Here is a 15,459-nt window from a genome sequence, read left to right as displayed (position 1 = left end):
GCCGATTCCGATCACGAATGCGTAACGTCGAGTCCATGACCACCGTCTCCCCCGCGGACATCACGAACACGGATTCCGTCATCACCGAAGCTGCGATCAGCGAAGCGCGCGAGCTGCGGGACGAGTTCCAGAGGTTCCTGCGCGAATACGAGTTCGGGATGCGCGAGATCGAGACGAAGATCTCCATCCTGCGAGACGAGTTCACCCACGACCACGACTACAACCCGATCGAGCACGTCAAGAGCCGCCTGAAGACTCCCGACAGCATCGTCGAGAAGGTCGCCCGCCGCGGCGTCGAACCCGACTTCGCGTCGATCCGCGAGCACATCACCGACATCGCCGGCGTGCGGGTCACCTGCAGTTTCGTCGCCGACGTCTACCGGCTCTTCGACCTGCTCACGGCGCAGGACGACGTCACGGTGCGCATCGTCAAGGACTACATCGCCCAGCCCAAGGACAACGGCTACCGCAGCCTGCACGCCATCGTCGAGGTGCCCGTATACCTCTCGACCGGCGCGCTCGTGGTTCCGGTCGAGGTGCAGTTCCGCACGATCGCCATGGACTTCTGGGCCAGCCTCGAGCACAAGATCTACTACAAGTTCTCGCAGCGGGTTCCGGCGCACCTCGTCGACAGCCTGACGGCCGCGGCGGATGCGGCTACGGAACTCGACTCGCGGATGGAGCAGCTGCACCGCGAGGCGCGTTCGTCGACCGTCGGGGCGATCGCCCCGCCTCCGCCGCCGACGTCAACCGTGCGGGTGATGAACGCGTAGCATCCGCCTCAGGCGAGGAACTCGCGCGCTGCGGCGCGCAGCGCGCTCACGCCGACCTCGATGGTCGGGTGGATCTCGGGAGCGAAGAACGGCGAGTGGTTCGTGGGGATGTCGCTGTTTATCGTGCCTGCGGCCTCGGCGGCGGCGAAGCGCTCCGGGTCAGCGCCGCCCCAGAACCAGAACACCAGGGGCACTCCTGCGTCGCGTGCGAACCACGAGACGTCCTCGCTGCCGGTGAACAGGCCGGGGTCGATGACCGAGGCGTCGCCGAACGTGCGCCGGAACGCGCCGACGGCGCGCGCGGTGGCCTCGTCGTCGTTGATCGTCGCGGGGAGTGTGTGGTCGGTGCGGATTGTGGGCTCCTGCTCGGCGCCGGATGCCATCGCCTCGGCGCGCACGATCCGCTCGACCTTCTCGAGAGTGATCGTCCGCAGCTCGTCCGTGGGATAGCGCAGGCTCAGTTCGAGAGTCGCTTCCGCGGGGATGATGTTGTTCTTGAGGCCGGCGTGGATCGACCCCACGGTGACGACGGCGACGTCGCGCGGGTCGGTCTCTCGCGAGACGACGGTCTGCAGGCGCATGACGGTCGCAGCCGCCATGACCACGGGGTCGATCGTGGCGTGCGGACGCGAACCGTGTCCGCCGCGGCCGTGCAGCGTGACGGTGAGTCCGTCCGACGCGGCCATCTGGGTGCCGGGGCGCACGCCGATGATGCCGGCCGGCAGGGGCGTGACGTGCTGGCCCAGCACGACATCGGGGCGCGGAACCCGCTCGAGCAGTCCGTCGTCCAGCATCGCGCGGGCGCCTGCGCCGTACTCTTCCGCAGGCTGGATCAGCACGACGATCGTGCCCGCCCACTCCGCGCGCTCGGCGACGAGCTTCTCGACAGCGCCGACCATCGCGGTCACGTGCATGTCGTGACCGCAGGCATGCATGACCGGAACGGTGTTGCCCGCGGGATCGACGCCCTTCGCGGTGCTGGCGTACGCGAGACCGGTCTGCTCCTCGACCGGCAGCGCATCCATGTCGGCGCGTAGCCAGACCACGGGCCCATCCCCGTTGCGCAGGACAGCCGCGACGCCGGTCGTGCCGAGCCCCTCGATGACGTCGAGGCCGAGGTCGCGCAGGTGCCCCGCCGCGATCGACGCGGTGCGCGTCTCTTGGAATGACAGCTCCGGGTTGCGGTGCAGATCGATGTACAGGGCCTCAAGGTCGATCGTCATGGCCTGAGCCTAGCCGTGGTGAGCGAGAACGGGTCACCGGTCCAGGCCGTGCACCGGTCTGGCATTCACGGGAGGCTCCCCGACCTCGTGAACCGTGTGGCCGGTGCAGGCGACCTTTGTGACACGGGCGTGATCGATGCGTTGCACGGCGAACCAGCGCATCGCATCACGCAGGCGGCACCATCCGACCAGGTACCACCGGCCGTTCGTGGAGGCGAAGAGCACCGGTTCGACGTCGCGAGTGGTTGCCGCGCCGTCTTGTGCGGTGTACCGGATCCGAACGACACGTTGCTCGGCCATCGCCTGCTCGAGTGCTGACCTCACGGTGCGCGGTGACGCGGGCGGAGTGTTCACCCACACGCGGTGGGCGAGGTCGTTGGCCTGGGACCGGGTCCTGGGATCGAGCACGTCGATGATCTTCCGGATGCCGGCCGTGGCCAGGTCTGCATAGGGAGCATCGGGCGCGGCAGACACCGCCGCCATGAGCGCGACGGCCTGTGCCGGAGACAGGTTGACGGGAGGGAGGGATGCGCCTTCGGCGAGGCCGTATCCGCCCCCAGGGCCCGGACGTGACCAGATCGGTGCGCCGCTGCTCTCCAGCGCGTCGAGGTCACGCTTGATCGTGCGCACGGACACTTCGAACTCTCGCGACAGGCGCTCGGCAGAGACGCCGCGACTGCCGCTCCGACGCAGCATCTCAGAGAGGGCGTGCAGGCGTTCGGCTCGCCTCATCGTCTGCGCATTCCAAAATTCATGACATAAATAGTGCCATGCCCTTGTCCGTCCGCGCTGGGAGGCTCGACGTATGACAACGACGACGAGCACCCCGACCATCTTTCTCATCGCAGGCCATTGGCTGGGTGCCTGGGCCTGGGATGACGTCGTGGACCACCTTGCAGCCGATGACGTTCGTGCCGTCGCGATGACCCTGCCCGGCCTCGACCCCCACGACCCCGATCGTGCAGAGAGGACTCTCGAGGACCAGGTGGCTGCGATCCGAGAGGCTGTCGCGCAGTGCGGCGGCGCGCCGGTGATCCTTGTGGCACACAGTGGTGCGAACGCGCCGGTCAGCCTGATGCTCGATCAGCGCCCCGAACTCGTCTCCCGCGTGATCTGGGTCGATTCGGGGCCTGTGGCGGCGGGCAGCGCCTTCGCCCCCGACTTTCCGGATGACGCGAGAGAGCTTCCGTTGCCGGCGTTCGACGTCCTCGGGCAGCAGGCGAGCCTCGAGGGCCTGAGTGCAGACGTCCTTGAGTGCTTCCGTGCGCGGGCTGTTCCACAGCCAGCCCCCGTGCTCCGTCAGCCCGTCGAGCTCGTGAACGATGAGCGCCGCCGCGTTCCGACGGCCCTGGTCTGCTGCTCGATCTCGGGAGAGCAGGTGAAGGCGCTCGTCGAGGCCGGCCATCCGATGTTCGTCGAGGTCGGCAGCCTCACCGACGTCGAGATCGTCGATCTCCCCACCGGGCACTGGCCCATGTGGAGTCGACCGCGTGAGCTCGCCGCGGTCATCTCACTGGGCGGGCGGGCGTGAGTTGAACGCGCGGCGGCGCGGGCGAATCCCGCGCCGCCGCTTCGCGGCATCCGGAGCCGGCGCCTCCGGGAGGTGAGAGGCTAGAAGCACCCGCCCGCCAGAGATCCGGAGCCCACCGATGACCGCGACCAACGCCACTCCTCCTGCGCCTCCCGTGCCGAGTGATGCGGTCGGAGAGGGTCTCAAGGCGGCGTTCCGCTTCCACCCGGCGGGTGTGGCGATCATCACGGCCACGACCGATCGCGGCCCCTCCGGGCTGACGGCGTCGAGCGTGTCCTCCGTTGCGATCGACCCCGCCGCGATCATGTTCTCGGTGACCAGGGCAACGGGAAGCGCAGGCGCGATCCTCGACGCAGACAGCTTCATCGTGCACCTGATCGACGGTGAGCACGCGGAGCTCGCGCAGAACTTCGCCGTCAGCGGCGCAGAGCGCTTCACCGAGGCGCAGGGCTGGACGATGCGCGAGACCGGCGAGCCCTACCTTCCGGCGGCGCGCGTCGCGCTGCGCTGTCAGACCCTGCACACCGTCACGGTGGGCTCATCGGTGGTCGTGATCGCTCAGGTTCTCGAAGTGATCGAGGGCACCCGCGGCGAGCCGGTCGTCTACCTCGACCGTGCCTTCCATTCGGTCGCGACGGCCTAGTCGGCCAGGCCGGCGACGAACGCGGCGAAGTCGGCGTTGCTGTTCGGGCTGTCGATGTACTCGCCGTCGCGCAGGACCGTCGGGGTGCCGACTTGGCCTGCCGCATTCGCGGGGATCCTCGTCGTCTGCTCGTCGGCATAGTCCGCGTAGGTGTGCTGCGTGATGCATCCGGATGCTGCCCCCGCGCCGACCTTCTCGGCGATCGCGACGAGTTGCTCATCGCTCAACCCCGGCGAGGCCTCCTGGGGCTGATTCGCGAACACCAGATTGAGGAAGTCGAGCGCACTCGCGGGCTCTTCGACCGCCACGCAGTACATCGCGCTTGCGGACCTGGTCGAGTATTCGGTGCCCTGTGATGCGCGATTCAGGATCGCGACGGGGTGCACGTTGAGCGTGATGGTGTCGGCGGACGCTGCATCCTGCAGCGCCTGACCGTAGCGGGACTCGAACGCGAGGCATCCCGGGCACATGAAGTCGAGATAGGTGTCGATGATCTCATCGCCGGAACCGAACGTGATCGCGCCTGTCTCCGTGTCGATGGTGTCGCTCTGCGGCACCGCGCCGGGCGCCGTGGCCTGGTTGTTCAGGAAGACGACGACGCCGCCCACCGCGAGAAGCGCGACGACCACGATCGCCGAGATGATCAGTGCGAAACGGTTGCTGCTCTGCGTGGTCGCCATGTGATCCGCTCTCCTCTTGCCGCACCCTGCGCCGGGTGCGCACGCTCGTCATTGTGGAGAGGAAGGCTATGGGTGGCGTGGGAAGTTTCCGCGCAGCGTCCGTCGATCAGGGGAGGGTCGGCCGGGCGGTCGTGCCGCGCACGACGAGCTCGAACGGCAGATCGGCGTGGTCGAGCTGCGTTGCCGCCGCGTCATCGAGCCGGGCGAGCAGTGCCTCTGCCGCGCGTTCGCCCTGTCCGAGGGGGAACTGATCGACGGTCGTGAGCTGGAAGAAGTCGCCGAGTTCGTGTCCGTCGATGCCGATCACCGACAGATCGTCGGGCACACGGTATCCGAGGTCACGTGCGGCGAGGATCGCCCCGATCGCCATCTCGTCGGACGCGGCGAAGATCGCCGTCGGGCGAGGGCCGGGCCGGCCCAGCAGCTGCTTCGCGGCGCGATATCCGCCCTCGACCGTGAAGTCGGCGGGTTCGAGGTACAGCGGGTTCGGCGTGATCCCGGCATCGGCGAGCACCTTCTCGAAACCTGCCCGGCGCTGCGTGGGGATGTGGAAGTCCATGTCGAACTCCGGGCTCGCTCCGATGTGCGCGATGTCACGGTGGCCGAGCGCGAGCAGATGCTCCGTCGCCAGCTGTGCGACCGCGTGGTCATCGACCGTGAGGGTGTCGAGCCGCGGGTTGGGCCCGCCGATCGCGATGACCGGCAGCCCCAGCTGCAGCAGTTGACCGGTCTCGGCCTCGTCGAGCTCGATCGACACGGCGATGACGCCGTCGACGCGCTGTCTCCGCAGGAAGTCCGCGAACACCTCGCGGCGCACCGCCGCATCCGCGGTGATGTTGTACAGGGTGATGTCGTAGCCGCGACGCATGAGCGCGCTCGACACCCCCGACAGTACGGTGCTGAAGAACCACCGGTCGAGGAACGGCACGACGACCCCGACGTTGCGGGTGCGACCGGATGCCAGGCTCGACGCACGCGACGACACCACGTAGCCGAGGGCTTCGGTGGCCTCCTGCACCCGTCGGCGGGTCTTCTCGGAGACCGTGCCGCGGCCGCTGAGCGCCCGCGAGACCGTGGCGGTCGAGACGCCGGCAAGTCGTGCCACCTCATCGATGCTGACCAATGCGGTGTCCCTTTCCCGGCGCTCGACCGTCTCGTACGCCTCTGCTCAGACTATGCCTTCACGTACCAGGCGGCCGTGTCGACGGGCAGCGCCGTGCCCTCGAACGGCTGGCTCTGCACGAGGAACGTCACGCCCTCGCCGAGCTCCACAGGCTCCGAGCCGAGGTTGGCGGCGACGTGCAGCCCGCCACGGCGGAACGCCACCGCATCAGCGCCTAGGTCCTCCCAGACGAGCGATCCGGTGCCGAGGTTGTGCTCGCGACGCAGGTGCAGCAGCTGTGTGTACAGCGCGAGGGTCGAGTCCGGGTCGGCCCGCTCGACATCGCGCGCGTAGGTCGCCCATTCCGCGGGCTGCGGGAGCCAGGATGCTCCGGATTCGTTGAAGCCGAAGGCAGGAGCATCCGCTTCCCAGGGAAGCGGTACCCGGCATCCGTCGCGTCCGTAGCGCTCGCCGTTCGTGCGGAACCAGGTCGGGTCCTGACGCACGTCGTCGGGCAGCTCCATCGCTTCGGGGAGGCCGAGCTCCTCGCCCTGGTACAGGTAGGTCGAGCCGGGCAGTGCGAGCATCACCGTGGATGCTGCGCGTCCGCGCGCCTGGCCGACCGCCGTGTCGGGCTTGCCCTTCGAGAGCGGTCCGATGCCCTCGCCCTGCGGGTTGTCGGCGGTGAGTGCGAGGCGCGAGAAGTGGCGCACGACGTCATGGTTCGACAGCACCCAGGTGCTGGGGGCGCCGACCGCACCGAACTCGTCGAGCGACTCGCGGATGACCTCGCGCAGCTGCGTGGCATCCCACGGGGTCATCAGGTACGGGAAGTTGAACGTCTGGTGCATCTCGTCGGGGCGCACCCAGAGCGCGGTCTGCTTGAGGGTCGGCATCCAGGCCTCGCCACAGAGCGCGCGGTCGCCGTCGTACTCCGCGAGCACGGTGTGCCAGTCGCGGTAGATGTCATGCACACCGTCCTGGCCCCAGTACGGCACGTTCTGCTCGCCGCCGCCCATCGAGTCGGCGTCGGTGGGCGCGTGATAGTCGTGCAGGCCGTCTGCCTTGACCATGCCGTGGGCGACGTCGACGCGGAAGCCGTCGACACCCCGGTCGAGCCAGAAGCGCAGGATGGAGCGGAACTCCTCCTGCACCTCGGGGTTGGTCCAGTCGAAGTCGGGCTGTGTCGCGTCGAAGATGTGCAGGTACCACTGGCCCGGAGTGCCGTCGGCCTCGGTCACACGCTCCCACATGCCGCCGCCGAAGACGGACTGCCAGTTGTTCGGCGGCAGCTCGCCGTTCTCTCCCTTGCCATCGCGGAAGATGTAGCGCGCGCGCTCGGGGCTGCCGGGGCCGGCGGCGAGGGCCTGCTGGAACCACTCGTGCTGGTCGGAGGAGTGGTTGGGGACGAGGTCGACGATGACGCGGATGCCTCGGGCGTGCGCCTGCGCGAGCATCTCGTCGAAGTCGGCGAGGGTGCCGAAGATCGGATCGACGTCGCGGTAGTCGGCGACGTCGTAGCCGGCGTCCTTCTGGGGGCTGGTCATGAACGGGCTGAGCCAGATCGCATCGATGCCGAGCGTCTTCAGGTCGTCGAGGCGGCTCGTGATGCCAGGCAGGTCGCCGATGCCGTCACCGGAAGCGTCCGCGAAGGAACGGGGATAGATCTGGTAGATGACGGCACTGCGCCACCACTCGGAACCGGGCGCTGCGAACTGCTCAAGCTCTGTCATGCCAACAGGCTACTGCAAGCGCTTGCATTCTGACCAGAGGCGGCATTCGAACCACCCGAAGGTCTACGCTCAGCCTCAGAGCGACGACCAGGCCGGCCGCGCCGTGAGGAGGAGCCATGATTCCCGAGATCAACTACTGGGCGGTACTGCTGGCGACGGCGTCGAGCATGGTCGTCGGATCGATCTGGTACACCCCGCGCGTCTTCGGCACACGCTGGTCGAAGCTCGCGAACGTCGACATGGACAAGCCCGCGGCCAGCGCCACGATGGCGATCATCACCACGGTCATCGTGAGCTTCGTGACGGCGTGGGTGCTCGCAGGAGCGACCGCGATCTCCTGGCACTTCTACGGAGGGTCGTTCCTGATCTCTGCGCTCGTCACCTCGATCGTGCTGTGGGCCGGCTTCACCGCCGCCCGCTTCATCACGCACGACGCCTTCGAAGGGCGCCCCACGTCGCTGACGGTCATGAACATCGCGCACGAGCTCGTCACGGTCGTCGTGATGGCCGTCCTCATCGGCGTCTGGCCTCCGGCGCTCGGCTAGACGAAGAGAGGGGCGGATGCTGCGTAGCATCCGCCCCTCTCTGTCTGTCTGTTCTACGCGGCGACGCGCGCGACCGCGGCGATCGCGCTCGTGAAGAACGCCAGGCCGTCGACGCCCGAGCGCATGGCGGCCGTGGTGTCGGGGCCGAAGCCCGGCTCGGTGGCGTGCTCGGGGTGTGGCATGAGGCCGACGACGTTGCCCGCCGGGTTCGTGAGACCGGCGATGTCACGCAGCGAACCGTTGGGGTTCACGCCCGCGTAGCGGAAGGCGACAAGGCCCTCGCCCTCGATGCGGTCGAGCGTCTCGGTGTCGGCGATGTAGCCGCCCTCTGCGTTCTTCAGAGGGATGACGATCTCTTGACCCTGCGTGAACTCGCTCGTCCAGGCCGACGTCGTGTTCTCGACGATCAGGCGCTGGTCGCGGCGCACGAAGTGCTGGTGGTGGTTGCGGATGAGGCCGCCGGGCAGCAGGTGCGCCTCGACGAGCATCTGGAAGCCGTTGCAGATGCCGAGGATGGGCATGCCCTTGGAGGCAGCCTCCTTCACCTCGGTCATGATCGGCGACAGTGCGGCGATCGCACCCGAGCGCAGGTAGTCGCCGTAGCTGAAGCCGCCCGGGAGAACCAGAGCGTCGACACCCTCGAGGTCGTGCGAACCGTGCCAGAGCGCGACGGGCTCGGCGCCCGCGAGCTGGATCGCGCGCTGCGCGTCGCGGTCATCCAGCGAGCCGGGGAAGGTGATGACCCCGATGCGGGTGGTCACTGTGCGACCTCGATGCCCACGACATCTTCGATGACCGAGTTCGACAGGACATCGTCCGCGAGCTTCTTGACCTCGGCCAGAAGCTCGTCGGTGACCTCGCCCTCGACGGTGAGCTCGAAGCGCTTGCCGATGCGCACCTCGCTGAAGGAGGTGACGCCGAGGCGGCCGAAGGCTCCGGTCACGGCCTTGCCCTGCGGGTCAAGGAGCTCGGGCTTGGGCATGACGTCAACGACGATTTTGGGCATGAACGGCTCCGGAAGTCGCGGGCGGAAGAGTATGTTCAGTCTACCGCCTGCGGGAGGCACGCCCGGGGCATGCGTCGCACCACGGAATCGCGCAGCGATGTGCACCTGACTACCGTGGAAAGGACCGCCGGGTCGCTGAAGCATCCGACGGCGTTACGAAACGCGAGATGACGATGACCAGCCCGATTGAGCCGAAACCAGCCGAAACCGCCTCCACAGCGACGACGAAGTCGCGCCGCAGCACCGCAGCGAAACGGCTTCTCGAAGAGGTCACCAAGCCCGGACTCGTGCATCCTGCGCTCATCCCCGGCATCGGTGTGGAGCGCACCGGCAAGATCTTCCCGATGAACTGGGGCGTCTTCGCGATCGCCGCCGCGCTGGCTCTCGGCGTGATCGTGTGGGCGTTCATCGATCCCGACGGCGTCTCCACCGTCGGGGCGGCATCTCTCTCATGGACCACCGAGTACTTCGGATGGCTCTTCGGTGCTCTCGCGGTCGTCGTCATCGTGTTCATGCTCATCATCGGCTACGGCCGTACGGGTGGAATCCGCCTGGGAGCCGACGACGAGGAACCAGAGTTCTCCACAGTCTCCTGGGTGGCGATGCTGTTCTCCGCCGGCATCGGCATCGGGCTGCTCTTCTACGGACCGTTCGAGCCGCTCACGTACTTCCTCAACCCGCCGCACGGCTTCGACGATGCGCCGGGCAGCGCCGACGCCATGCACTCGGCGCTCGCGCAGACCACCCTGCACTGGGGGCCCATCGCCTGGGCGTTCTACGCGCTCGTCGGAGGGGCGATCGCCTACTCCGCGTACCGTCGCGGGCGTGCACCGCTGATCTCGGCGATCTTCACGCCCATCTTCGGCGAACGCACGAACGGACCGATCGGCTGGGTCATCGACGTCTTCGCGATCGTCGTCACCCTGTTCGGCACCGCGATCTCCCTCGGGATCGGGGCACTGCAGATCGGCCGCGGCGTCGAGGTCGTCACGGGCATCGGCGAAGTCGGCAACGTCTTCCTCATCGCGACGATGTCGATTCTGACGGCCCTCTTCGTGCTCTCCGCCGTGTCGGGGCTCAAGCGCGGCATCCGCTTGCTTTCCAACATCAACATGGTGCTCGCCGGTGTTCTTGCGCTCTTCGTGTTCGTCGCCGGACCCACGATGCTGCTGCTGAACTTCCTGCCGGCCGCCGCCATCGACTTCTTCAACGAACTCGGCACGATGCTCGTACGCAACCCGATCCATGGCGAGGAGACCGCGGAGTTCATGCAGGCCTGGACGACCTACTACTGGGCGTGGTGGGTGTCGTGGTCGCCGTTCGTGGGCATGTTCATCGCGAAGATCTCCCGCGGCCGCACGCTGCGCGAGTTCGTCACGGTCGTCATCATCGTTCCGTCGGCCGTGTGCTTCACGTGGTTCGCGATCTTCGGCGGCACGTCGATGTGGATGGAGTCGGAGGGGCTGGGGATCAGCGATTCCGGCTCGCCCGAGGCGATGCTGTTCACCATGCTCGGCAACCTGCCGTTCGGGGTCATCACCTCGATCGTCGCCCTGGTGGCGATCGTCATCTTCTTCGTGACATCCGCGGATTCCGCCTCGATCGTGATGGCCTCGATGAGTCAGCGCGGACGCCCCGAACCCGCCACGTGGGTGACGATCGTGTGGGGTGTGATGCTCGGTCTGATCGCCGTCTCGCTCCTGCTCGCGGGCGGTCAGGATGCGCTGTCCGGGCTGCAGTCGCTCATGGTCGTCTCGGCGCTGCCGTTCGCGTTCGTGCTCATCGGGATGATGTTCGCGTGGGTGCAGGATCTGCGCACCGACCCCTACGTGCTGCGGCAGAAGTTCGCGCGCGCGGCCATCGCGCAGGGTGTGCGCCGCGGCATCGAGGAGCACGGCGACGACTTCGTGTTCGAGGCGCAGGCGACCAAGGAGGGCGAAGGTGCCGGGGCGTTCCTCGACACCGAGGATCCCGCGCTCACCGAGTGGTACGTCGAGGCCGTTACCGGACAGATCGATGTCATCACCGCGGACGATGTCGACCGCACGCTCGAGCCCGGGCGCATCCAGCCCAAGGGGCCGGAGCGTCCGGATCACTCGGCATCGGGGGAGGCGTCGCTCACCGTGGGCGAGGAGCGGAAGAAGAAGCCCTCCGCCGAGTAGCGTCCGTCAGGAGTGGAAGACCGTGTGCAGGTCGCCCACGATCTCGCGCCCGCCGAGGCCCTCGATCTCGAACAGCACGCTGACGCCGGCCACGGTGTGACCGAGGGTCTCGACGAGGTGGCGTCCGGCGGCGAGCGTGCCGCCGGTCGCGAGCACGTCGTCGATCAGCAGCATCCGCGTGCCGCGGGGCAGATCGTCGTGCATCTCGATGGTCGCGGTGCCGTATTCGAGGGCGTAGTCGACGGATGCGGCGGGTCGCGGAAGCTTGCCGGCCTTGCGGATCGGCACGAGGCCGACGCCCGCGGAGATCGCGGCGGCACCGGCGAGGATGAAGCCGCGTGCCTCGATGCCGGCGACGACGTCGAAGGTTCCGAGGAAGGGTTCCATCAGGGCCTCGGTCGTGACGCGAAGAGCCTCAGCGTCGGCGAGGAGCGGCGTGATGTCGCGGAACAGGATCCCGGGTTCGGGGTAGTCGGGGATCTCGCGGATCAGAGACGCGGCGCGGGTGAGGGCAGGGCTGAGTGGGGCTTCGGGCACCTCCTAAGGGTACGCCGGGTGAGGTGAGGGCTCTTCCTGCGGTGAGGTCGTCCCTGACGCCTTGACATCGTGGGAGCGCTCCCATACAGTGGGGTCTCACGTCGTGGGAGCGCTCCCACGACGCTGCGCACGACCCGAGCACCACACCCCGCACCATTCACCACACAAAGGAGTGATCCCGTGAACGCACCTGCACGCCGACGGATCCTGGCTGTCGCCGCCGTCGCATCCGTCTCCACCCTCGCCATCGCCGGCTGCTCTCCCGCAGCGCCCGGCGACGACGCCGCCGCCGGCGACGAGAAGGTCACACTCACCGTGACCACCTTCGGCACCTTCGGCTACGACGACCTCTACAAGGAGTACGAGAAGCTCAACCCCAACGTCACGATCGAGGCGACCAACATCGACACCGGCGGCAACGCACGCACCGATGCCTTCACGAAGATCGCCGCAGGCTCCGGCCTCAGCGATGTCGTCGCGATCGAAGAGGGATGGCTCGGCGCCATCATGGACGTCTCTGACACCTTCGCCGACCTGCGCGACTACGGCATCGAAGACCGCAAGGGCGACTGGGTCGACTGGAAGTACGGTCAGGCGACGGATGCCGAAGGCCGCGTCATCGGCTACGGCACCGACATCGGGCCTGCGGGCATCTGCTACAACGGTGCCGCGTTCGAAGCCGCCGGTCTCGCGAAGGATCGCGACTCTGTCGCCGAGCTTCTCAACGGCGACTGGGAGAACTTCTTCGCCGTCGGCGCCGACTACACCGCCAAGACCGGCAAGGCCTGGTACGACCACTCCGGCTTCGTCTGGAACGCCATGGTCAACCAGCTCGACGAGGGGTACTACACCGCCGACGGCGAGCTCAACGTCGAAGGCAACGCCGAACTCAAGAAGCGCTTCGAGCTGCTGGGCGCAGCCGCCGAGGGCGGTCAGTCCGCTGCGCAGGCGGCCTGGGACTGGAACGGCGGCAAGTCGTTCGTCGACGGCACGTTCGCGACGTTCGTCTGCCCCGGGTGGATGCTCGGCGTCGTGCAGGGTCAGGTGGAAGCCGGCGGCGGCGATGCATCGACGGGCTGGGACTTCGCTGACGTGTTCCCCGGTGGCGCAGCCAACTGGGGCGGCGCGTTCCTCTCCATCCCGGAGACCTCGAAGAACAAGGAGGCTGCCGCGAAGCTCGCCGACTGGCTGACGCAGCCCGAGCAGCAGGTGAAGCAGTCCGCCGCGGCCGGCAACTTCCCCTCGACCATCAAGGCGCAGGAGACCCTCGCCGCGGACGCGACGCCGAACGCCTTCTTCAACGACGCGCCCACGGGTGCCATCCTCGCCGAGCGAGCCAAGGGTGTCGTCGCGCAGTTCAAGGGCGCGGATGACTCCGTGATCCAGGAGAACGTCTTCGGCCCCGCCCTCAACGCACTCGACCGCGGCGAGACGAACACCCAGGGCGCCTGGGACCAGGCCCTCACCCTGTTGAAGGACCTCGTCGGCTGACCCGCCGGAGCGTTTCGCCTCGCTCGGCCCCGCTCTGGGCTCACGCGCCGGCCTCCGGTCGGCGCGTGAGCGCGGGCGAGGCGAAACGCCCTCTCGCTTGCAAGGACACACCATGACGCTCACCGCGCCCCGCGCATCCGCCCCTGCGGCCCCGTCGCCCACGGCACCCGCTCCGCGCCGTCGTCGTCACCGCCTCTCGCGGTTCGACCACAGCGCATCGCCGTACTTCTACATCGCCCCGTTCTTCCTCCTGTTCGGCCTGGTCGGCCTGTTCCCCCTCGTGTACACGGTCTACGTCGCGATGCACGAGTGGGACCTGCTCAAGGGCGAAGGCGGGTTCGTGGGCCTCGGAAACTTCGTCGAGATCCTCGGCGATCACATGTTCTGGAACTCGATCGGGAACACGCTCAGCATCTTCGTGCTCTCTGCCATCCCGCAGCTGACGGTCGCTCTCGTCGTCGCGTACCTGCTCGACCGCGGCCTGCGCGCGCCGACCTTCTGGCGGATGAGCGTGCTGATCCCGTTCGTCGTCACACCGGTTGCGGTGGCTCTCATCTTCTCCAGCATCTTCAACGAGGCCGACGGCCTCGCCAACAACCTGCTGAATCTGATCGGTATCGCCGACCAGGAATGGAAGCACAACACCTTCCTGTCGCACGTGGCGATCGCCGTCATGGTCAACTTCCGTTGGACGGGATACAACGCCCTCATCCTGCTCGCCGCCATGCAGGCGGTGCCGCGCGACCTCTACGAGTCGGCCGCGCTTGACGGGGCGGGCCCCGTGCGCCGTTTCTTCTCGATCACGATTCCCACGATCCGTCCCACCCTCATCTTCGTCATCATCACCGCGACGATCGGCGGGCTGCAGATCTTCGCCGAACCGAAGCTGTTCGACGCATCCACGGCGGGCGGCATCGGCGGCAGCGATCGCCAGTTCCAGACCACGGTGCTGTTCCTCTGGGAGCTCGCCTTCTTCCGCAGAGACCTCGGCGAAGCATCCGCCGTCGCCATCCTGCTCTTCGTGCTCATCGTCGGGATCGGCGTGATCAACTTCCTGCTCTCACGGCGGATCTCCACCGGAGACGCCCCGAAGAACCGGGCGGCCCGCCGCCGCATCCGATCCGCTGCAAAGGAGGAGGGCCGATGACCGCCACCGAGCTTCTCAGCGTGCCCGCGAAGGTCCGTCGTCGTGGCGGCTCAGGAGGAACGGCCGGCATCGGCAGCCGCCCGGGCTTCCTCACCTACGGGCTCCTCGCCGCGTTCCTCATCGGCAGTGTCTATCCGCTGTGGTGGTCAGTGGTCGTCGCCAGCGGCACCAACGCCACACGCGGCGAGACCCTGCCGCTCATCCCAGGGGGAAACTTCCTCGCGAACGCCGCCACCGTGCTCGACGCGATCCCCTTCTGGCTGGCGCTGGGCAACTCGTTCCTGATCTCCGCGATCATCACGATCTCGGTCGTGACCTTCTCGACTCTCGCCGGCTACGCCTTCGCCAAACTCCGCTTCCGAGGACGCGACGGGCTGATGATCTTCGTGATCGCGACCATGGCCATCCCCACGCAGCTCGGAATCATCCCCCTGTTCATGGTGATGCGCGAGCTCGGCTGGACCGGCTCGATCGGGGCGGTGATCGTGCCGACCCTTGTGACGGCGTTCGGCGTGTTCTTCATGCGGCAGTACCTCGTCGACGTCATCCCCGACGAACTGATCGAAGCCGCGCGGATGGACGGTGCGAACCAGTTCCGCACCTTCCTCACTGTCGGCGTTCCCGCCGCACGGCCGGCCATGGCGATCCTCGGACTGTTCACGTTCATGACGGCGTGGACCGACTACCTGTGGCCGCTGATCGTGCTCTCTCCCCAGAACCCCACTCTGCAGACGGCGCTCAGCCAGCTGCAGTCCGGCTACTACATCGACTACTCGATCGTGCTCACGGGAGCGGTGCTCGCCACACTTCCGCTGCTTATCCTCTTCGCAGTGGCAGGCAGGCAGCTGGTCAGTGGCATCATGCAAGGCGCAGTGAAAGGATGACT

16 protein-coding genes are annotated in these 15,459 nt (G+C 67.6%); 8 read left to right on the top strand and 8 right to left on the bottom strand.

Going from position 1 to position 15,459, the window contains the following annotated elements:
* Positions 1-35 precede the first annotated feature (35 nt).
* Positions 36-773 carry a GTP pyrophosphokinase gene (locus AC1REM_RS02040; RefSeq protein ID WP_492513084.1) on the top strand — a complete coding sequence of 246 codons (738 nt, stop codon included), beginning with the start codon at positions 36-38 and terminating at the stop codon, positions 771-773.
* Positions 774-781: 8 nt separating this feature from the next.
* Here AC1REM_RS02040 and AC1REM_RS02035 read toward each other — a convergent pair whose 3' ends face one another.
* Together AC1REM_RS02035 and AC1REM_RS02030 are read right to left on the bottom strand one after the other, a co-directional pair.
* Positions 782-1,996 (bottom strand): amidohydrolase, encoded by a 1,215-nt coding sequence (locus AC1REM_RS02035; protein ID WP_492513083.1) that lies wholly within the window; start codon positions 1,994-1,996, stop codon positions 782-784.
* A 33-nt stretch (positions 1,997-2,029) separates the two neighbouring features.
* Positions 2,030-2,728, bottom strand: a complete 699-nt coding sequence (locus AC1REM_RS02030; protein ID WP_492513082.1) for a helix-turn-helix transcriptional regulator — start codon at positions 2,726-2,728, stop codon at positions 2,030-2,032.
* A 73-nt stretch (positions 2,729-2,801) separates the two neighbouring features.
* Here AC1REM_RS02030 and AC1REM_RS02025 point away from each other — a divergent pair, with 73 nt between their 5' ends.
* Together AC1REM_RS02025 and AC1REM_RS02020 are read left to right on the top strand one after the other, a co-directional pair.
* Entirely contained in the window at positions 2,802-3,527 is a 726-nt protein-coding gene (locus tag AC1REM_RS02025; protein ID WP_492513081.1) for an alpha/beta fold hydrolase, read from the top strand.
* Positions 3,528-3,645: 118 nt separating this feature from the next.
* Positions 3,646-4,170: a flavin reductase family protein gene (locus AC1REM_RS02020; RefSeq protein WP_492513080.1), complete on the top strand. Its 525-nt coding sequence runs from the start codon at positions 3,646-3,648 to the stop codon at positions 4,168-4,170.
* On the opposite strand, the gene AC1REM_RS02015 is transcribed toward AC1REM_RS02020, so the two are convergent.
* From AC1REM_RS02015 to AC1REM_RS02005, 3 genes are all read right to left on the bottom strand, one after another.
* Entirely contained in the window at positions 4,167-4,850 is a 684-nt protein-coding gene (locus AC1REM_RS02015) for a DsbA family protein (RefSeq protein ID WP_492513079.1), read from the bottom strand. The two genes, AC1REM_RS02020 and AC1REM_RS02015, sit on opposite strands and share 4 nt — an antisense overlap.
* Before the next feature lie 106 nt (positions 4,851-4,956).
* Positions 4,957-5,973 (bottom strand): LacI family DNA-binding transcriptional regulator, encoded by a 1,017-nt coding sequence (locus AC1REM_RS02010; RefSeq protein ID WP_492513078.1) that lies wholly within the window; start codon positions 5,971-5,973, stop codon positions 4,957-4,959.
* Positions 5,974-6,023: 50 nt separating this feature from the next.
* Complete coding sequence (locus AC1REM_RS02005; RefSeq protein WP_492513077.1) at positions 6,024-7,685, bottom strand: glycoside hydrolase family 13 protein; 1,662 nt, start codon at positions 7,683-7,685, stop codon at positions 6,024-6,026.
* Between the two features lie 116 nt (positions 7,686-7,801).
* Here AC1REM_RS02005 and AC1REM_RS02000 point away from each other — a divergent pair, with 116 nt between their 5' ends.
* Positions 7,802-8,230 (top strand): DUF1761 domain-containing protein, encoded by a 429-nt coding sequence (locus AC1REM_RS02000; protein ID WP_492513076.1) that lies wholly within the window; start codon positions 7,802-7,804, stop codon positions 8,228-8,230.
* 53 nt (positions 8,231-8,283) lie between these two features.
* Here AC1REM_RS02000 and purQ read toward each other — a convergent pair whose 3' ends face one another.
* Both purQ and purS read right to left on the bottom strand, forming a co-directional pair.
* Positions 8,284-8,991, bottom strand: a complete 708-nt coding sequence (gene purQ, locus AC1REM_RS01995; protein ID WP_492513075.1) for a phosphoribosylformylglycinamidine synthase subunit PurQ — start codon at positions 8,989-8,991, stop codon at positions 8,284-8,286.
* Positions 8,988-9,236 carry a phosphoribosylformylglycinamidine synthase subunit PurS gene (purS, locus tag AC1REM_RS01990; protein WP_492513074.1) on the bottom strand — a complete coding sequence of 83 codons (249 nt, stop codon included), beginning with the start codon at positions 9,234-9,236 and terminating at the stop codon, positions 8,988-8,990. The genes purQ and purS overlap by 4 nt, the downstream gene beginning before the upstream one ends.
* A 173-nt stretch (positions 9,237-9,409) precedes the next feature.
* On the opposite strand from purS, the gene AC1REM_RS01985 reads away from it, so the two are divergent.
* The gene (locus AC1REM_RS01985; protein WP_492514464.1) at positions 9,410-11,398 is read left to right on the top strand and encodes a BCCT family transporter; all 1,989 of its coding nucleotides are present in this window, start codon (positions 9,410-9,412) and stop codon (positions 11,396-11,398) included.
* 6 nt (positions 11,399-11,404) lie between these two features.
* On the opposite strand, the gene AC1REM_RS01980 is transcribed toward AC1REM_RS01985, so the two are convergent.
* Positions 11,405-11,935: an adenine phosphoribosyltransferase gene (locus tag AC1REM_RS01980; protein ID WP_204938359.1), complete on the bottom strand. Its 531-nt coding sequence runs from the start codon at positions 11,933-11,935 to the stop codon at positions 11,405-11,407.
* A gap of 180 nt (positions 11,936-12,115) precedes the next feature.
* On the opposite strand from AC1REM_RS01980, the gene AC1REM_RS01975 reads away from it, so the two are divergent.
* From AC1REM_RS01975 to AC1REM_RS01965, 3 genes are all read left to right on the top strand, one after another.
* Positions 12,116-13,426, top strand: coding sequence for an ABC transporter substrate-binding protein (locus AC1REM_RS01975; RefSeq protein WP_492513073.1), 1,311 nt, complete (start codon positions 12,116-12,118; stop codon positions 13,424-13,426).
* A gap of 112 nt (positions 13,427-13,538) precedes the next feature.
* Positions 13,539-14,573, top strand: coding sequence for a carbohydrate ABC transporter permease (locus tag AC1REM_RS01970; protein ID WP_492513072.1), 1,035 nt, complete (start codon positions 13,539-13,541; stop codon positions 14,571-14,573).
* A complete protein-coding gene (locus AC1REM_RS01965; RefSeq protein WP_492513071.1) occupies positions 14,570-15,457 on the top strand; it encodes a carbohydrate ABC transporter permease in 888 nt (295 codons plus the stop codon). Before AC1REM_RS01970 ends, AC1REM_RS01965 begins: the two co-directional genes overlap by 4 nt.
* Positions 15,458-15,459: the final 2 nt, after the last annotated feature.

Source organism: Microbacterium sp. GW823-FHT02G05 (assembly GCF_058797175.1).
Note: the sequence above shows the minus strand (reverse complement) of the source record. Positions and strands in the feature narration are given on the sequence as shown.

What these genes read in the sequence shown, in the direction of transcription:
- AC1REM_RS02030 (WP_492513082.1), bottom strand. Translation starts at nt 2,728, where the DNA reads ATGAGGCGAGCCGAACGCCTGCACGCCCTCTCTGAGATGCTGCGTCGG.
- AC1REM_RS02000 (WP_492513076.1), top strand. Translation starts at nt 7,802, where the DNA reads ATGATTCCCGAGATCAACTACTGGGCGGTACTGCTGGCGACGGCGTCG.
- AC1REM_RS01970 (WP_492513072.1), top strand. Translation starts at nt 13,539, where the DNA reads ATGACGCTCACCGCGCCCCGCGCATCCGCCCCTGCGGCCCCGTCGCCC.
- AC1REM_RS02005 (WP_492513077.1), bottom strand. Translation starts at nt 7,685, where the DNA reads ATGACAGAGCTTGAGCAGTTCGCAGCGCCCGGTTCCGAGTGGTGGCGC.
- AC1REM_RS02020 (WP_492513080.1), top strand. Translation starts at nt 3,646, where the DNA reads ATGACCGCGACCAACGCCACTCCTCCTGCGCCTCCCGTGCCGAGTGAT.
- AC1REM_RS01965 (WP_492513071.1), top strand. Translation starts at nt 14,570, where the DNA reads ATGACCGCCACCGAGCTTCTCAGCGTGCCCGCGAAGGTCCGTCGTCGT.
- AC1REM_RS01985 (WP_492514464.1), top strand. Translation starts at nt 9,410, where the DNA reads ATGACCAGCCCGATTGAGCCGAAACCAGCCGAAACCGCCTCCACAGCG.
- AC1REM_RS02040 (WP_492513084.1), top strand. Translation starts at nt 36, where the DNA reads ATGACCACCGTCTCCCCCGCGGACATCACGAACACGGATTCCGTCATC.
- AC1REM_RS02025 (WP_492513081.1), top strand. Translation starts at nt 2,802, where the DNA reads ATGACAACGACGACGAGCACCCCGACCATCTTTCTCATCGCAGGCCAT.
- AC1REM_RS02015 (WP_492513079.1), bottom strand. Translation starts at nt 4,850, where the DNA reads ATGGCGACCACGCAGAGCAGCAACCGTTTCGCACTGATCATCTCGGCG.
- purS (WP_492513074.1), bottom strand. Translation starts at nt 9,236, where the DNA reads ATGCCCAAAATCGTCGTTGACGTCATGCCCAAGCCCGAGCTCCTTGAC.
- AC1REM_RS02035 (WP_492513083.1), bottom strand. Translation starts at nt 1,996, where the DNA reads ATGACGATCGACCTTGAGGCCCTGTACATCGATCTGCACCGCAACCCG.